The following is a 15725-nucleotide window of genomic DNA, read 5'->3' on the forward strand; positions in this document are numbered from 1 at the left end:
TCATCGCGGTTGCCGGATCAATCAACCGGGATCCGGTACCAGTCCGCCGCGTTCCACAACTCGCTGTCCCAGGCATTCAGAATGACGCCACCAAGCGAATTCACATGCGCCGAGACGCGGCCGCGATGGACAAGTGGCTGGATCACGAAGTCCTGCACCAGCATGTCGTTCATGGCGCGCGCCAGCTCTGCCCGGTCTTCGAGCCCGCCTGTTTCACTCATCTCCGAGGCCAGGGCATCGTAGGCCTCGTTGCAGAACCGCGGTATGTTGGTTCCCTGCCACTGGTTCTCCGGCGTCGGGATCCGGTCGCAGGTCCAACTGGCCATATAGGCCTCGGGGTCGGTGCCATCGAACATCTGGGCGTACATCTGAATGTCGGCATAGAATTTCTGATAGGTGTCCGGGCTGTTCGGATCGCTGCCGAAAAAGACATTGCCGTCGACATTGCGCAGCTCGGTCTCGACGCCCAGTTCCGACCACCAACTCTTGATCGCGGCCTGGAAGGTCTGGCGCACGGCATTGGTCGAGGTCTGAAACAGAAGGCGCAAGGCAATCCCATCCTTGTCGCGCACCCCGTCGCCGTCGCTGTCCGTCCATCCGGCGCTGTCCAGAAGCGCCTTCGCGCCTTCGATATCCTGCACCTTGCACGCCTCGTTCGCGTCCGAGGCATAAAGCTCGGGGGCAGGCAGGATGTTGCATGTGACCCGTCCGGCCTCGCCATAGCCGATCTCGACCAGGATCTCCCTGTCGATCGCCATGCTGAGCGCCTGCCGCACAGAAACGTCGGTCAGGATGGGATGCGGATGCGCGAGGGTCGACCGCGCATCCCCCAAGCCGGAGGAAGGGTCGGTCAGGTTGATCACGATACGCTCCACGAGCGTTCCAAACGCCGAGACAACTTCGCCCTTGCCGGCAGCTTGCATACCGTCCAGTACCTCGGGGGGCAGCTGCAAATTCCAGGCATAGTCGTAATCCGCGGTTTCTAGCACGGCCCGACCCGCATTCTCTGCCGTGCCGCCGCCCTTGATCATCAGGCTTGCAAAGGCCGGCTTGGCCGGGTCGCGGTAATGGGGATTGGCCGACATCCTGACGGTATCGCCGGTGCGAAATTCATCCACCACGAATGGGCCGGTACCGATGGGATGGAAATTCGCCTCGGTGCAGGTGGGCGCCCGCTCGCCAAGGCAGTCCGCAAACTGGTTCGCCTGAAGGATGGGGGACGTCGCGCCGACAAAGGCGTCATATGGAAATGGCTTGGCTTCCTCGAACCGGATGGTCACCGTGCGCTCGTCCGGTGTTTCGATATCGGTGATCCCGGCGAACTTGTCGACATGCGCGCAACCGCCACCTTCCGCCGTGCAATAAGTCCAGGTGAAGGCCACGTCGGTCGCAGTCACCGGCGTGCCATCGGACCATGTCAGATCGTCCGAGAGCCGCCACGTGATCGACCTGAAATCTTCGCCGATGCCACCATTTTCGACGGTCGGGATCTCGTCCACCAGCCACGGGACCATCTCGCCGGTCTCATCGTAGCGCGCCAGGGGTTCCAGCACGAGGCTGGCCGATTCGACATCCTTGATACCGCCGGACAGGTAGGGGTTCAGGATCGAGGGTGCCTGCCAGAAGATCAGGTTGACCTGACCGTCGCTCGCCCTTTCATCGGCTGCGGCCTGTGCGACGGTACAGGCCAGCATCCCCGCGGCCATCAACTGTCCACACTTCATCCCCAATCCCCCTGTTCAGCCGGTCTCACCTCCCACAAGGCCGGTGACGGGCCTGTCATGAACCCCTGTTGCTCTGAGTGGCGGGTTCCGGGAGTGTGAAATCGGCGGTATCTGACCACCTGCTTGGCAGAAAAGCAAGTGGTCAGGCCCGATAGGCCTGACCGCACGAGCCGCAGAGCCTCGCTGCCTGAATTCTGACGTCCTACTTGGCGCCCGGTGCGATGATCATGATCATCTGGCGGCCTTCCATCTTGGGCATGTTCTCGACCTTGCCGATGTCCTTGATGTCCTCGGCCACCCGCTGCAACAGGTCGCGGCCCAGATCCTGGTGCGCCATTTCGCGGCCGCGGAACCGCAGGGTGATCTTCACCTTGTCGCCGTTTTCGAGAAAGCGGAAGACGTTGCGCATCTTCACGTCATAGTCATGCGTGTCGGTGTTGGGGCGGAACTTCACCTCCTTCACCTCAATGACCTTCTGTTTCTTGCGCGCTTCGGATTCCCGCTTCTGCTGTTCGTACTTGTACTTGCCATAGTCCATGATCTTGCAGACCGGCGGGTTGGCGTTCGGCGAAATTTCCACGAGGTCCAGACCGGCCTCTTCCGCCATGCCCATCGCGCGTTCTGGCGTCACGACGCCGACGTTTTCGCCATCCGCCCCGATCAGGCGGATTTCCGGAACGCGGATTTTATCGTTGATGCGGGGGCCGGTGTCGCGCGTCGGAGGCGCGTTGTGTGGTCTGCGGGCTATGGTTTTTGTCCTTCGATCGTTCGACGAGTTTGAGGTCGCAAGGTAACCGCGCGCAGGGGGCGTTTCAAGCGGCAAAATAGGCGCGCGAAGACTGCATCGGCGGTAATTTCCCCTTGCACGCGCCGAATTTAGGCTTCAACTCGAAGCAACTGTAAGGCAGGCTGTCACGGTCTTTAGATACCTGCCAGTTGAAGGGAATACCAATGAGAACCATTTTGTGGCTGATCGTCGCCCTTGCCATCCTTGCCGGCGGTTACATGCTGTTCACCGGCAAGTCACCGCAGGAGGTCGTCGACGAGGTGTCCGGCACCGTGTCTTCGCCCGAGGAACTGGACAGCGCCGGTGAGACCGCCGGCGAGGAGGCCGAGAACGCTGTCGAGGACACCGGTGAAGCCGTGGACGCGGCCGCCGACGAGGCCGCAGAAGCTGCCGATGATGCCGCTGAGGCCGCGGAGGATGCCCTGGATGCCACGTCGGAAGCCGCCGACGAGGCCGCACAAGACGCCGTCGAGGCCGCCGATGACGCGGCGAACTTCGCCGAGGACACTGCCGATAACGCCGCCGACACGGCCAGCGAAGCCGCGGAAGCGGCGGCTGAAGCGGCCGCCGATGCGGCGGACGCCGTGGCCGAGACAGCCGAGAACGTGGCGGAGGACACGACAGAAGCCGCCTCTGAAGCGGCGGATGCCGCTGCCGGCACCGAAAGCGATGCGGCTGATGCGACCGACGAAGCGGCCGAGGGCGCGGCGGACACCGTCAGCGATGCCGCCGCCGCGACGGAGGATGCCGCCGAGGAGGTCGTGGACGAGACCGCGGAGGCGACCGAAGACACTGCAGGCGGGACTGACGAGGTTGCCACCGAGGCCGCCGACACGCCGATCGAAGAGCTGTTGACGCTCGAAGGCTTCGACTATGACCAGGTAACCACCTACATAGACAATTCCGATCTCGATGCGGATCAGAAGACAGGGTTGAAATCCAGCCTCGATGCGGCGCGGGACAATCCGGATATGCTGGAAAGTGCACTGGACGCGGTGCGCGACGCGCTGAACCTCTGAATGTATCCACGTTCTGAAAAGCGAAAACCCGCGCTGCGACCAGCGCGGGTTTTTTGCTTTGCCGGCTGAACGCGTGCTTCAGTCCAGGAACGCTTTCTCGACCACGTATTCCTTAGGATCGGAATTGGCGCCCTCGCGCAGGCCGTATTCCTCCAGCATGTCCTTGATCTCGAGGTTGAAGGCCATGTTGCCACAGACCATTGCGCGGTCGCTTTCCGGGCTCAGCGGCTCCACGCCAAGGTCCGCGAACACCTCGCCCTTGCGCATCAAATCGGTGATGCGGCCCATCTTGGGACTCTCCTCGCGCGTGGTGGTGGGGTAATAGCGCAGCTTTTCGTGGAAGTTCTCGCCGATCAGCTCCTCCAGCATCTCGTCGGTGCGGATACCGTCGATCAACTCCTTGCCATAGGTCAGTTCACCCACCTCGCGGCAGGTATGGGTGATGATGACCTCGTCGTAATCGGTATAAGTCTGCGGGTCGCGCAGCAGCGACGCGAAGGGCGCAAAGCCGGTGCCCGTTGCAAAGAGCCACAGCCGCTTGCCGGGCAGCAGGGCATCATGCACCAGCGTGCCCACGGGCTTGGGCCGCAGGATGATCTCGTCGCCCGGCTGGATATGCTGCAACCGGCTGGTCAATGGGCCGTCCTGCACCTTGATCGAGTAGAATTCCAGTTCGTCGTCCCATGACGGCGAGGCAATGGAATAGGCCCGCAGCAGTGGCTTTTCCTTGCCGGTCTTTTCGTCTTTCTGCAGCAGCCCGATCATCACGAACTCGCCCGAGCGGAAGCGCAGGCTGGCGGGGCGGGTGGTGCGGAAGGAAAACAGCCGGTCGGTCCAGTGCTTGACCGCCGTCACGGTCTGGGCGTCAGGCAGGGTAGGGACTTTGACGGGTTTCGCTTCGGTCACGGTCACGGTCTCGTTCATCAGCAATCATCGCCCTGGGTTTAGGCCCGGGCGTCTCCTCGTATACTTTGTTTCAGGTCAGATGACAGGGGTCATTCGGCGGGAATTCTGCCGCGTCCGGCCCCGCGCAGGCGCGACTGGTAGTCATGCGACTGCCAGTTTGCACGAAACAGCCATTGGTCCTCGGGCTGACGTTCAGCCAGATCGTCAGAGATTTCCACCTCGTCAAAGCCTGACCGGCGCGCCATTGCGTATTGATCGGCAATCACATGGCCCCGGGCCCGCAGGCGTCCCTTGAAGCCCATCAGACGCAACTGCCGCGCGATGGTAAAACCGCGCCCGTCGGAAAAGCTGGGAAAGTCGACACGGATCATCGGGATGTCCGCGATCCGCCCAGCCAGTTCGTTGGGATCGTTGCTGGACGCAAGGTCGATGGCACAACCCGGATGCGCATCATTCAGTGCGGCGATGGGGCCGTCCCAGTCGTCGCTTGTAAAGCCTTGATCGGTCACGATAACGCTCATGCCGTTTCTCCTGTTCTGACGGGTTTTCCGTTGACGAAATGAATGCCGCATTCGGACTTGTCCGTTCCGCGCCAGCGGCCCGCCCGCGCGTCCTCACCGGCGGACACCCGGCTGGTGCAGGGTGCGCATCCGATGGAGGGATAGCCCTGGGCCACCAGCGGATGCCGGGGCAGGCGATTTTCTTCCATGTAGGTCTGCACGTCCTGACGCGTCCAATGCGCCAGCGGATTGACCTTCATCCGGCCCGTGGCCTCTTCGGTCTCGAAGAAGTCGAGCGCGGCCCGGTCGCCGCCGTGATAGCGTTTGCGCCCGGTGATCCAGCCGTCAAAGCCTTGCAGCGCGCGTTGCAGCGGCACGGTCTTGCGCAGGGTGCAGCAGGCGTCGGTGTCGGATTGGTGCAGGTCTCCGTCCGGGTCGTGCTCGGACACCGAGTCCGCGTCGGGGCGAATGATGCGCAAATCCTTCAGGCCAAGGCGCTCGGCCAGTTCCTGCTGATAAACCAGCGTTTCGGCAAAGAGCATCTCGGTGTTGAGAAAGATCACCGGTGTATCGCGTTTCAGCACCGAGATCATGTGCAAGAGCACCACCGATTCCGCGCCGAAGCTGGATACAAGTGCCAGTTTCCCGGCCTCGGGGCTGGCCAACGCATGACGCAGGACGGCGGTCGCGGAGTTCAGACGATACCACTCGTTCAGGCCCGAGACGCGGGTCGGCAGGCTGGTGTCGATCTTACTCTGCAGCATAGGCCTTGTCCTGCTCATAGAGGGCAGTCTTGAACGGCGCCATGCCGGCGCGGCGGTAGAATTGCAGGAACGTCTCGTCCCGATCCTGCCGCTGATCCAGGTAAGCCTCGACGATCCGCTCGACCGCCGGGATGATCTCGTCCGCCGAAAAACCGGGGCCGGTGCGTTCTCCGAGGGCCGCGTCCTGGGTGTGGTCGCCGCCCAGCGTGATCTGGTAGTTCTCAACGCCCGCACGGTCGAGCCCGAGGATGCCGATATGGCCGACGTGGTGGTGGCCGCAGGCGTTGATGCAGCCCGAGATCTTGATCTTCAGCTCGCCAATATCGTGCTCCAGCTTCAGCTCGTCGAAGCGGCTCGCGATCTGCTGGGCGATCGGGATGGACCGCGCCGTGGCCAGCGCGCAGTAATCCATGCCGGGGCAGGCGATGATATCCGAGATCAGGCCGATATTTGCCGTGGCCAGACCGTGCTTTTTCAGAATGGCGTGCAGCGCGGGCAGGTGGGACTTGTGCACATGCGGAAGGATCACGTTCTGCTCGTGGCTGATGCGCAGCTCGTCGTGGCCGTAGAATTCGGCAAGGTCGGCCATTACCCGCATCTGGTCCGCGGTGGCGTCTCCGGGCGTTGCGCCATGGGCCTTGAGGCTGATCTGGACGATTGAATATCCCGGCGCCTTGTGAGCGACAAGGTTCGTGTCCGCCCAAGACCGGAAGATCGGGTCGGTCTTGTAGGTGGTCTCGTAAATCTCGGTGCCGTCCTGCCGAAAGGCGGGCGGGGCGAAGGCAGCCTTGATCTCCTCGAACAGCGCGACGTCGATGCCGGAAAAAGAGGGGCGGATGACCTCGAACCGCTCTTCCACGCGGGCGCGGATGTCGTCAATGCCGTGCTCGTGCACGGTGATCTTGATGCGCGACTTGTACTTGTTGTCGCGCCGGCCCAGCAGGTTCCAGACGCTGACCGTGGCCTCGATGAAGGGCAGCAGGTCTTCCTGGCTGACGAAATCGGACAGCACCTTGCCGATCATCGGCGTCCGGCCAAGGCCGCCACCGACGAGGACGCGGTAGCCGATCTCGCCATCGCGCTCGACGATCTGGATGCCGATATCGTGCGCCTTGATCACGGCGCGGTCGTTCGGGCTGCCGGTCACGGCGATCTTGAACTTTCGCGGCAGGAACTGGAATTCGGGGTGGTCGGTTGACCACTGCCGCAAGAGTTCCGCCACCGGGCGCGGATCGGCGATCTCGTCCTCGGCGGCGCCGGCGAAATGGTCGGCGGTCACGTTGCGAATGGTGTTGCCGGAGGTCTGGATCGCGTGCATCTCGACCTCGGCCAGGGCGTCGAGGATTTCCGGCACGTCACGCAGTTCCGGCCAGTTGAACTGGATGTTCTGGCGCGTGGTGAAATGGCCGTACCCCTTGTCCCATGTCTCGGCGATATGGGCGAGTTGGCGCATCTGGCGCGAGTTGATCGTACCATAGGGGATGGCCACGCGCAGCATGTAGGCGTGCAGTTGCAGATAGAGGCCATTCATCAGGCGCAGCGGCTTGAACTCGTCCTCGGTCAGGTTGCCGGCGATGCGGCGCTCGACCTGGGCGCGGAACTGGCGGTTGCGCTCGGCTACGAAGGCCGCGTCGAATTCGGAATAGGAATACATCAGTTTACCTCGGCTTGTTTGCCATGGTGATAGTTGGACGGACCGGTGCGGCGGAATTCCTCGCGGAAATGCGTCGGCTGCGGGCCGCCGTCAGAGGGTTTGGCATCGGCCAGGTAGGCCCCGACGACCAGTTCGGGCTGCCCCTCGGCCTGCGCCAGCCGCAGCTTGGCGAGTGCTTCGTCGCTGATCAGTTCAGCCTCGGAAAGATGCCGCGACCAGCGGTCATCGGCGGTCTGATAGACGACGTCTCCTTCCAGCAGCGCGTTGGCGGTGACGACCTTTGGGGTGAATTCTCTGGGCATCAGGCGAACTCCTGCGTCGAAAGGGGAAGGTTTGCTTCGGCGGCACGGGGTGCCAGACCGATGAAGGTGAGAGCGGGGCCGGCCAGATCTGCCACTTCCAGGTCCTGCGCCATGCGGGCCACGGTGGTGGCGACGATGCGCTGTTCGGGAAGAGAGGCGTTTTCGACGATGCTGACGGGGGTGGCGCGGTCGGCGCCGTGCATCAGCAGGCGGCCCTGGATGAACCGGCTGGATTTCTTGCCCATGTAGATCGCGGCCACCTCATTGGGTTGAGCGAGGGCAGCCCAGTCCTGCTCGGCGTAGCCTTTCATGTCGTGGCCGGTGACAAAACGGACGGCAGCGTTGCGCTGGCGTTTGGTCAGGCTTTGACCGATCGAGGCGACACCGGCGGAGGCGGCAGTGATCCCAGGCACGATGTGCCAGCCGATCCCGGCAGCCTCCACGGCGTCAATTTCCTCGTCAAGCCGCCCGAAGACGGTCGGATCGCCACCTTTCAAGCGCACCACCTGCGCGCCGGCGGCGGCGTGTTCGACGATCAGCGCGTTGATGTCTTCTTGCGACATCGAAGGGCCGAAGCCGGTCTTGCCGGCGTCGATCAGCGTGGCCTCGCGGCGGGCGAGTTCGAGAATTTCGGGCGTGACCAGCCGGTCGTGAATGACCACGTCGGCGGCGTCGAGCGCCTTGCGGGCCTTGAGGGTCAGCAGCTCCGGGTCACCGGGGCCGGCGCCGACAAAGGCCACGTGGCCCTGGCGCTCCTCGGCCTTCACATGGGCATCCAGCAGGGCGGGCAGGGCATTGGTGACCGCCTCTTCGCCGCCTTCGTCCATCGCGCGGGGGCCGGCGTCGAAATAGTATTCCGACCAGAAATCGCGGCGCTTGCGGCCCATGGGCAGAACCTCGACCGCCTTGCGGAAGGCCTTGCCGATGCGCGCCAGGGTGCCCAGCGTGGCGGGCAGGCGCTCTTCCAGATCGGCCTTGATCGCGCGGGCCAGAACGGGGGCCGCCCCCTCGGTGCCGATGGCGACGGTCACCGGGTCGCGATCGACGATTGCCGGCGTGATGAAGGCACTGTCCTGCAGGTTGTCGACGATGTTCACCAGCGCGCCATCGGCGCGGGCGATGGCGGAGGTGCGGGCATCCTCGGCCTCGTCCTCGTCCGCGGCGTAGAACAGCACGGCGCAGGTGGTATCGCCGGGTTCCATCGCGCGGCGCACGAGGCGAAGCTTGCCGGCGGTGTGCCAGTCTTCGATCTCTTGCGCGGGAGCGGGCGCGAAGACCGTGATCTGCGCTTCGGTCTTCAGCAGAAGGCGCAGCTTGGCGAGCGCTGCGTCACCACCGCCCGAAAGTACCACGCGGCGCCCTTCGAGCGCGACGAAGATGGGAAAATGTTTCACGGGGCACGCCTCCGGCTGCGATTGACTTACCCAAATATATAGAAAATATTCCCGGTATTGCGCCACCTGATGGCGCGAATAAGGACACGCGTTCCAATTCGAAAGCACCCGATGCGGAATGTTCCGGGAAAAGGAAAAATGTGGAATGCCCGTTCGTCTCGATGATCTGGATCGGAAAATCCTTTTGGAACTGCAAAAGGATGGGGGGCAGTCGCTGGACGATATCGCCAAGTCCGTGGGCAGTTCGAAGACGCCGGTGTGGAACCGGATTCGGAAAATGCGCGAGGGCGGCGTGATCCGGCAGCAGACCTTTCTGCTGGATCCCGAAGCCCTGGGGCTGGAGGCCTGTTTCTTTGTCCTGATCCGCACGTCAGAGCATGACAAGGAGTGGCAGGACAGGTTTCTGAATGCGCTGAGAACACGGCCGGAGGTGATGGAGGCGCACCGGCTGGCGGGCGATATCGACTACATCCTGAAGGTCGTGGTCAGCAACGCGCGCGCCTATGACATCTTTTACCAGGCGCTGATTTCAGAGGTGAAGGTGCATAACGTGACGGCGCTGTTGTCGATGGAAGAGATCAAGTCGACGACGATGCTGCCGCTGCACGCCTAAACAGTGCCTTCCAGAGCCTTGATGATGGGGGAAAAATCGGCGGCCTTCAGGCTTGCGCCGCCGACGAGGGCGCCATCCACGTTGTCGGTGGCAAAGATCTCGGCGGCATTGTCGGGCTTCACTGATCCGCCATAGAGCAAGGGGATGGCGGCGCCCTCGGCCTGACCGAAGCGGCGGATCATGCGGGCGCGGATGAAATCGTGTACTTCGTCGATTTGCGCGGTAGAGGGGACCTTGCCGGTGCCGATGGCCCAGATGGGTTCATAGGCGATGACCGTGTTGGCGGCGGTGCAGCCGTCGGGCAGGGAGCTGGCCAGTTGCCCGCCGATGATATCGAGCGTGTTCGACGCCTCGCGCTGCGCCAGCGACTCGCCCACGCAGACGATGGCGACGAGGCCCGAGGCATGCGCGGCCCTCGCCTTGGCGTTGACGTCGTCGCTGCTCTCGCCATGGTCCTCGCGCCGCTCTGAATGGCCGAGGATGACGTGGGTTGCCCCGGCGTCCGCCAGCATGTCGGCGGAGATGTCGCCGGTATGGGCGCCAGAAACCTGCGAGTGGCAATCCTGACCCCCGATCAGTAGCGGACCGCCATCCACCAGCGACGCCGCTGTCCGGATCAGCGTGGCAGGCGGGCATATCAGAATATCGACGGACGGATCGGGATGCGCCTTTGCAAGCGCAGAAAGTTCATCCAGGGCACAGCGTGTGCCGTTCATTTTCCAATTACCTGCCGCCAGTTTGCGCGCCATCCGTTACCTCCGGGTTAATTGACCGGATTGGTAGCGGCTCGGGCCCGGCGGGGCAACGGCTACATGTTTTCGAACTTGATCGACTCGCCGCAGCCGCAGGCCTCGGTGACGTTCGGATTGTTGAAGACGAATCCCGATTCAAGAAGCGAGGTCTGGTAGTCGATCTCGGTCCCGAAAAGGAACATCTGGGCCATGGGGGCGATCATGACGCGCGCCCCTTCCTGTTCGACGACCTCGTCGTTGGGGTCGACCTCGGTCACGTAATCCATGGTGTATTCCATGCCCGCACAGCCGCCTTTCTTGACGCCGATGCGCAGACCCTGATGGCCGTCTTTCTCCATCAGGCGGGCAATCATGGTCGCCGCCTTCGGGGTCATCGTGACCGCCTGTTTGCCTGGAATTCCGAACATGTGCCTTTTCCTTTGTCCTGCGATAAATCTAGGGCTTCGCGGCGCCGATCTCAAGAGCCGGAAGCGCGCCGATCAACGCCTGCGTACACAGCGTGGCGCCAATGGCCCAGCCGAAGGAGGCCAGCGTGCCGATGATGACGTATTCGGTCGCACGCCGGTCGTTGGAGACCGTGCCGAAGCGCAGGATTGACTTGGCGGCGACGAGAAATCCGATCGCCGCGAACTGGCCGCCGAGGATGAGGACGAAGATCAGCAGGCGTTCGAGGTGACCGATGGTCTTGCCGGCCCCGGGCAGGCCGGTGTCGCGCGGGCCAGGTTCGGTGTCGCCAGTGCCCGGCGGGGCGACGGCCGGGTGACTGTCCATCAGGTGCTGGACGGCGAAATCGCCCGCGCGCAGCGTGATGATCAGGCCGGCTAGCAATGCCATGGCGTGCAGCAAGGCGACCTGCGCCGGGGGCGAGAGTTGCGCGGCGTAAATGCCCTCCGACCACAGGCTTGGGGCCCAGATCGCAAGGGCCGCGAGCGTGGCGAGATGTGCCGCCTGATCGACGAGGAAGGCGGTCAGGCCGGTGGCGCGTGTATAGGTCTTGAGACAGTCGATGGCGAGATGGACCACGGCAAGGGCAACCAACTCCGGCGTCGCCACCTGGCCCAGCGCCGCCTGAGCGGTCACGAGAACCACCGCCCCATGCAGGAGCATGACGCCGGCTTTGCGCTTGTTGCGGTGGATCCAGTCCGTCTGAAGGACGAAATCCGCCAGCACGTGGGCAAACAGGAGGGCGGTGAAGGTCTCGAGCATGGCGGGCTCCGGTTCAGGGCAGGCGGATTGGCTTGCTCTGGGCGCGAGAAAGTGGATCAAGCTGCATCTTCATCCCTTTCAGTGAGCTCGAGCGCGTCGGATATGGCGGGGAAACCGGCAGCCCAGAGCGCCTGGTTGACCGCCTGGCGGGTGATGCCGAGCTGTTCGGCGATTTCGGCGCGCGGGCCGGTGCCGGGTGGCAGGGCGGCGTGCATCGCGCGGGCCTGGGCGACGGTCCAGTCCTGGCTGATATGATCGGCCAGCCGGGTCGTCGCGGCCAGCAGACCGCCCGAGGCGTGCGCCATCTGCGCGTGGTTCGAGATATCGGCCAGCAGGCGACCCGAGGCGGTAAAGGCGGGGCCATGGGCCCCGTTGGGATCGGCATTCTCGGGCAGGGTTCCGGGGCCGCGGGCAATGGCGATCCGCGTTGACAGCGCCTTGCCTTCGCGGCGCAGGGCCGCGCGGATGAAAAGCGCGGCGCGCAGGTCCAGAACAGGGGCGCCGATGGCGCATTGCCAACTGTCGCCACCGCGGCGGGCGTGGCCTGTGACAAGCCCTTTACGCCAGCTGGCAATGGCGCTGACGGCAGTATTTATGGCGTCCAGCGCCGCGTCGAGCTGTGACGCCGTCAGGTCGCTGGAACTGACGATATCGCCGGTCAGAACAGCAAATTGCACCGGATGTCCCCTTGTGACAGTCGGAGCAAGCGTATCAGGTTTCTTTAACCGAAAGCAAGTCTTTTTGCTTGCTACATGAAGCCGAGTTCGAGACGGGCCTCGTCGCTCATCATGTCCATGCCCCAGGGTGGCTCCCAGGTCAGATCAACATCAACCTGTTTAACACCAGCTAACGGCTCGATCGCCTCGGCCACCCAGCCGGGCATCTCGCCGGCGACGGGGCAGCCGGGTGCGGTGAGGGTCATGATGACGCTGACCTCGTTCTGGGGGGTGATGTCGATCGTGTAGATCAGCCCGAGGTCATAGATATTCACAGGGATTTCAGGGTCATAGACCGAGCGGCACGCTTCGACGATCTGGTCGTAGAGCGGGTGATCCGTGCTGGAGGGCGCGATCAGCGGCGCGCCTTCGAGGGGTTCTGGCTGCTGGGTCATGTCACATCCTGTGCGGTTATCCGACTGAATATATAAGGATATGAGAGCGCCGCGTCCAGAGGGGGTGCGGTGGATTAACGCCCCGAAATCGGTCGGTTTGGGCGGGGGTGACATGCGTGCACCCCACGTGCACCGGGCGTGCACCGCCGCGGCGCGGCACCGGGCGGTGCGAAAGGGTTAACGCGCGCCGGGTGACGTGGCGTCATCCGGGGTCACTTGCTGGTCCGCCGCCGCCGCACGGGTTCGGGGCGCACGCGGGCCTCGATATCGTCGTAGAGCATCCCGACGATGTTCTTGCCGGTCGAGGTTTCGATGCCTTCCATGCCGGGCGAGGAGTTGACTTCGAGCACCTTGGGCCCGGCCTCGGCCCGCAGAAGGTCGACGCCGGCCAGCCCCAGGCCGAAGGCGCGGGCGGCGCGCAGGGCGGTCTCGCGCTCGGTCTTGGTGATGCGCACGGACTTGGCCGAACCGCCGCGGTGCAGGTTGGAGCGGAAATCACCCTCGGCCCCGGTGCGTTTCATCGAGGCCACGACCTTGCCGCCGATCACGAGACAGCGGATATCCTCGCCCGCCGCCTCCTTGACGAAATCCTGCACGAGGAAGTTGGCCTTGAGGCCGCGGAAGGCGTCGATCACGCTCTCGGCCGCCTTCTTGGTTTCGGCCAGCACGACGCCCTTGCCTTGGGTCGATTCCAGCAGCTTGACGATCAGGGGCGCGGTGCCCACGAGGCCGATGAGGTTGCCGGTGTCCTGCGGCGAGGCGGCGAAGGCGGTGTTGGGCATCCCGACCTTGGCGCGGGCCATGAGCTGATGCGCGTAAAGCTTGTCGCGGCTGGACGAGATGCCGGCCGAGGGGTTCACGCAATAGGTGCCGATGGTCTCGAACTGGCGCACGACGGCGGCGCCGTAGGAGGTGATCGAGGCGCCGATGCGCGGGATCACGGCGTCGTAGCGGGGCAGGCGCTTGCCGTCGTAGTGCACCTCGGGCGCCAGGGTGTTGATCGCCATGTAGCAGCGGGTGGTGTTGATGACCTCGACGGAATGGCCGCGCTTCTCGCCTTCCTCGACGAGGCGGCGGGTCGAATAGTTGTCCTCGCGCGAGAGCACCGCGATGCGCAGGGAGCGGTTGGGTTGGGCCTCGCGCATCTTCTTGGTGTGATAGACCTCGTAGTTGAGTTCGGGTTGAAGGAAACGGTCGGTCGCGACGATCGAGATGTGGTCCTTGAGCGCCGTGCGGCCCAGGAGCATCCGGCTGTTCATGGTGGAGCGGTTGGTGAGCGTGATCTCGATCGGCCAGGACTGGCCCGCGACCTCGAGCTTGCTTTCGATGACGTAGCGCAGTTCCTTCTCGCCGTTCGACGACGCCACCTCGCGCCGGTCGACGATGGGGGCGGAGCAGGGGATCACGAGATCGTCGCGCCCCGGGATCGGGTGGACGGTGAAACGGACCTTGGGTTTCGTGGAGGGGCCGAAGGTTTCGATGTCGAAGGCATGCAGGGCGGAGGTGCGCGCCCCGGTGTCGACCTTGGCCCGTAACGCCGGAACCCCCAGACCGGGCAGGGAAATCCACTCTTCCCAGCCGAAGTTCAGGATCTCGGGGGTGTCGGCGGAATCTGTCATGGAGCGGCCTTTGGGTTATGGAAGGGTCGTCGGTGGAACTGCAAGTTTCAGCACGGAATGCATGTCGGCACAAGGTTACGGTATGATGACGCCGGGAAGGGGCCCGCGTGGCGCCCGGCCGTTCCGAGGAGCGGGGGGCGCTACTTGTTGATATCCTCGTCGAAATAGCGGGTCTGGACGTCGCGCGCGCGGAACAGGCGGCGCAGCACCAGCCAAGCCACCAGCGAGACACCCGCGAAGAGGGCGACGAGTGTCGGCGCCCCGAACGGCCCGAGCAAGGCCACCAGAAGCGCCATCGCCGCCGCCCCGACCGCGATGCCGAGGAAGATATGGCCCGGCATCAGCAATTCGAGGATGGCAATGGCCAGCGCGGCACAGAGCCAGACCCACCACTGCGACAGCAGGTCGATCATGACTTGCCCTTCAGCATGGTGAAGGCGTTGGCGAACGCCTCGACCGCGTGGGCGGGCACGATCACGGTCTGCGACGACGGCCCGTGTCCCAGGGCGTTGAGCGCCTCGACCTGTTTCAGGGCGACCTGGTATTGCGCGGCCTCGAGCCCGTTATCGGCGATGGCGCGGGCCACGACGCTGGTGGCATAGGCCTCGGCGTCGGCCTGGATGCGGCGGGCCTCGGCGGTTTTCTCGGCGGCGTAGAGATCGGCGTCGGCGGCCAGTTCGACGGCCCGCTTGCGCCCTTCGGCCTCGGTTACCTGGGCGCGGCGGGCGCGTTCGGCGTTGAGCTGTTGCAGCATCGCCTCGCGCGTGGCTTGGTCGAGATTGACGTCAAGGATCTCGGCGCGGGTGACCTCGATCCCCCAGTTGTCGACGGCATCCTCGACATGCTGCTTGATCGTGTCGATCAGTTGCGAGCGGTTGGCCTGCACGTCGTCGAGATCCATCTTGCCGATCTCGGCGCGCACGATCCCGGCGACCGTGGTGGCGATGGCGGCGTCCACGTCGCGGATGCGGTAGACGGTCTTTTCGGGGTTGGTGATGCGGTAGAAGACGGAGGTTTCCACCTCGACCAGCACGTTGTCGCGGGTGATGGCATCCTGGCTGGCATTGGGCAGCTGGCGTTCGAGGATCGAGACGCGGTGCCGGATCTTGTCGAGGAAGGGCACGATGAAGTTGATCCCCGGCCCCAGCACCGAGCGCAGGCGGCCGAAGCGCTCGACAACGTGCTGTTCGGATTGCGGTACGATCTTGACGCCCTTGAAGATCACCAGGAACAGCAGCAGGGCGAGCAGGATATAGGACAAGTTCGACGAGAGAAGCTCGACAATCTGGTCTTGGGTCATCTGGCGTCTCTCCGGTCAGGTCATGAAGTTTTAGGGCCGGGTGACAGGCCAATGCAAGTCTTTGTGGTGGTCTT

18 protein-coding genes are annotated in these 15725 nt (G+C 63.9%); 2 read left to right on the top strand and 16 right to left on the bottom strand.

Going from position 1 to position 15725, the window contains the following annotated elements:
* Window positions 1-17 precede the first annotated feature (17 nt).
* Together ACSQ76_RS09480 and infC are read right to left on the bottom strand one after the other, a co-directional pair.
* The gene (locus ACSQ76_RS09480; RefSeq protein WP_437156385.1) at window positions 18-1724 is read right to left on the bottom strand and encodes a peptide ABC transporter substrate-binding protein; all 1707 of its coding nucleotides are present in this window, start codon (window positions 1722-1724) and stop codon (window positions 18-20) included.
* A 202-nt stretch (window positions 1725-1926) separates the two neighbouring features.
* Window positions 1927-2547 (bottom strand): translation initiation factor IF-3, encoded by a 621-nt coding sequence (gene infC / locus ACSQ76_RS09485; RefSeq protein ID WP_437156386.1) that lies wholly within the window; start codon window positions 2545-2547, stop codon window positions 1927-1929.
* 128 nt (window positions 2548-2675) lie between these two features.
* Between infC and ACSQ76_RS09490 the strand changes: the two genes are divergently transcribed.
* Window positions 2676-3530 carry a translation initiation factor 3 gene (locus ACSQ76_RS09490; RefSeq protein WP_437156387.1) on the top strand — a complete coding sequence of 285 codons (855 nt, stop codon included), beginning with the start codon at window positions 2676-2678 and terminating at the stop codon, window positions 3528-3530.
* 78 nt (window positions 3531-3608) lie between these two features.
* Here ACSQ76_RS09490 and ACSQ76_RS09495 read toward each other — a convergent pair whose 3' ends face one another.
* The 6 genes from ACSQ76_RS09495 to cysG form a co-directional block, all read right to left on the bottom strand.
* A complete protein-coding gene (locus tag ACSQ76_RS09495) occupies window positions 3609-4454 on the bottom strand; it encodes a ferredoxin--NADP reductase (protein ID WP_306130878.1) in 846 nt (281 codons plus the stop codon).
* 71 nt (window positions 4455-4525) lie between these two features.
* Window positions 4526-4957: a DUF934 domain-containing protein gene (locus ACSQ76_RS09500; protein WP_437156388.1), complete on the bottom strand. Its 432-nt coding sequence runs from the start codon at window positions 4955-4957 to the stop codon at window positions 4526-4528.
* Window positions 4954-5700 (bottom strand): phosphoadenylyl-sulfate reductase, encoded by a 747-nt coding sequence (locus tag ACSQ76_RS09505; protein ID WP_306130880.1) that lies wholly within the window; start codon window positions 5698-5700, stop codon window positions 4954-4956. The genes ACSQ76_RS09500 and ACSQ76_RS09505 overlap by 4 nt, the downstream gene beginning before the upstream one ends.
* Window positions 5687-7354, bottom strand: coding sequence for a nitrite/sulfite reductase (locus ACSQ76_RS09510; RefSeq protein ID WP_437156389.1), 1668 nt, complete (start codon window positions 7352-7354; stop codon window positions 5687-5689). The genes ACSQ76_RS09505 and ACSQ76_RS09510 overlap by 14 nt, the downstream gene beginning before the upstream one ends.
* The gene (locus ACSQ76_RS09515; RefSeq protein WP_306130882.1) at window positions 7354-7656 is read right to left on the bottom strand and encodes a DUF2849 domain-containing protein; all 303 of its coding nucleotides are present in this window, start codon (window positions 7654-7656) and stop codon (window positions 7354-7356) included. Before ACSQ76_RS09515 ends, ACSQ76_RS09510 begins: the two co-directional genes overlap by 1 nt.
* Window positions 7656-9050 (bottom strand): siroheme synthase CysG, encoded by a 1395-nt coding sequence (gene cysG, locus ACSQ76_RS09520; protein WP_437156390.1) that lies wholly within the window; start codon window positions 9048-9050, stop codon window positions 7656-7658. Before cysG ends, ACSQ76_RS09515 begins: the two co-directional genes overlap by 1 nt.
* A gap of 145 nt (window positions 9051-9195) precedes the next feature.
* Between cysG and ACSQ76_RS09525 the strand changes: the two genes are divergently transcribed.
* A complete protein-coding gene (locus tag ACSQ76_RS09525) occupies window positions 9196-9663 on the top strand; it encodes an Lrp/AsnC family transcriptional regulator (RefSeq protein ID WP_306130884.1) in 468 nt (155 codons plus the stop codon).
* Here the strand turns inward: ACSQ76_RS09525 and tpiA are convergent.
* The 8 genes from tpiA to ACSQ76_RS09565 all read right to left on the bottom strand — a co-directional run bounded on the left by tpiA (window position 9660) and on the right by ACSQ76_RS09565 (window position 15651).
* A complete protein-coding gene (tpiA, locus tag ACSQ76_RS09530; protein WP_437156391.1) occupies window positions 9660-10412 on the bottom strand; it encodes a triose-phosphate isomerase in 753 nt (250 codons plus the stop codon). The genes ACSQ76_RS09525 and tpiA overlap by 4 nt on opposite strands.
* A 59-nt stretch (window positions 10413-10471) precedes the next feature.
* Window positions 10472-10822, bottom strand: a complete 351-nt coding sequence (locus ACSQ76_RS09535; protein WP_437156392.1) for a HesB/IscA family protein — start codon at window positions 10820-10822, stop codon at window positions 10472-10474.
* A 28-nt stretch (window positions 10823-10850) separates the two neighbouring features.
* Window positions 10851-11621 carry a DUF3307 domain-containing protein gene (locus tag ACSQ76_RS09540; RefSeq protein ID WP_437156393.1) on the bottom strand — a complete coding sequence of 257 codons (771 nt, stop codon included), beginning with the start codon at window positions 11619-11621 and terminating at the stop codon, window positions 10851-10853.
* Window positions 11622-11677: 56 nt separating this feature from the next.
* The gene (locus ACSQ76_RS09545; RefSeq protein WP_437156394.1) at window positions 11678-12298 is read right to left on the bottom strand and encodes a MarR family transcriptional regulator; all 621 of its coding nucleotides are present in this window, start codon (window positions 12296-12298) and stop codon (window positions 11678-11680) included.
* A gap of 71 nt (window positions 12299-12369) precedes the next feature.
* Complete coding sequence (locus tag ACSQ76_RS09550) at window positions 12370-12732, bottom strand: SUF system Fe-S cluster assembly protein (RefSeq protein ID WP_057794000.1); 363 nt, start codon at window positions 12730-12732, stop codon at window positions 12370-12372.
* Window positions 12733-12944: 212 nt separating this feature from the next.
* Window positions 12945-14351 carry a 30S ribosomal protein S6--L-glutamate ligase gene (rimK, locus tag ACSQ76_RS09555; protein WP_437156395.1) on the bottom strand — a complete coding sequence of 469 codons (1407 nt, stop codon included), beginning with the start codon at window positions 14349-14351 and terminating at the stop codon, window positions 12945-12947.
* 140 nt (window positions 14352-14491) lie between these two features.
* Window positions 14492-14764, bottom strand: a complete 273-nt coding sequence (locus ACSQ76_RS09560; RefSeq protein WP_437156396.1) for an NfeD family protein — start codon at window positions 14762-14764, stop codon at window positions 14492-14494.
* Window positions 14761-15651 (bottom strand): SPFH domain-containing protein, encoded by an 891-nt coding sequence (locus ACSQ76_RS09565; RefSeq protein WP_437156397.1) that lies wholly within the window; start codon window positions 15649-15651, stop codon window positions 14761-14763. Before ACSQ76_RS09565 ends, ACSQ76_RS09560 begins: the two co-directional genes overlap by 4 nt.
* Between the last annotated feature and the right edge of the window lie 74 nt (window positions 15652-15725).

Origin of the sequence: Roseovarius sp. B08 (assembly GCF_051417955.1) — a bacterium.
In the GTDB taxonomy this organism is placed as follows: Bacteria; Pseudomonadota; Alphaproteobacteria; order Rhodobacterales; family Rhodobacteraceae; genus Roseovarius.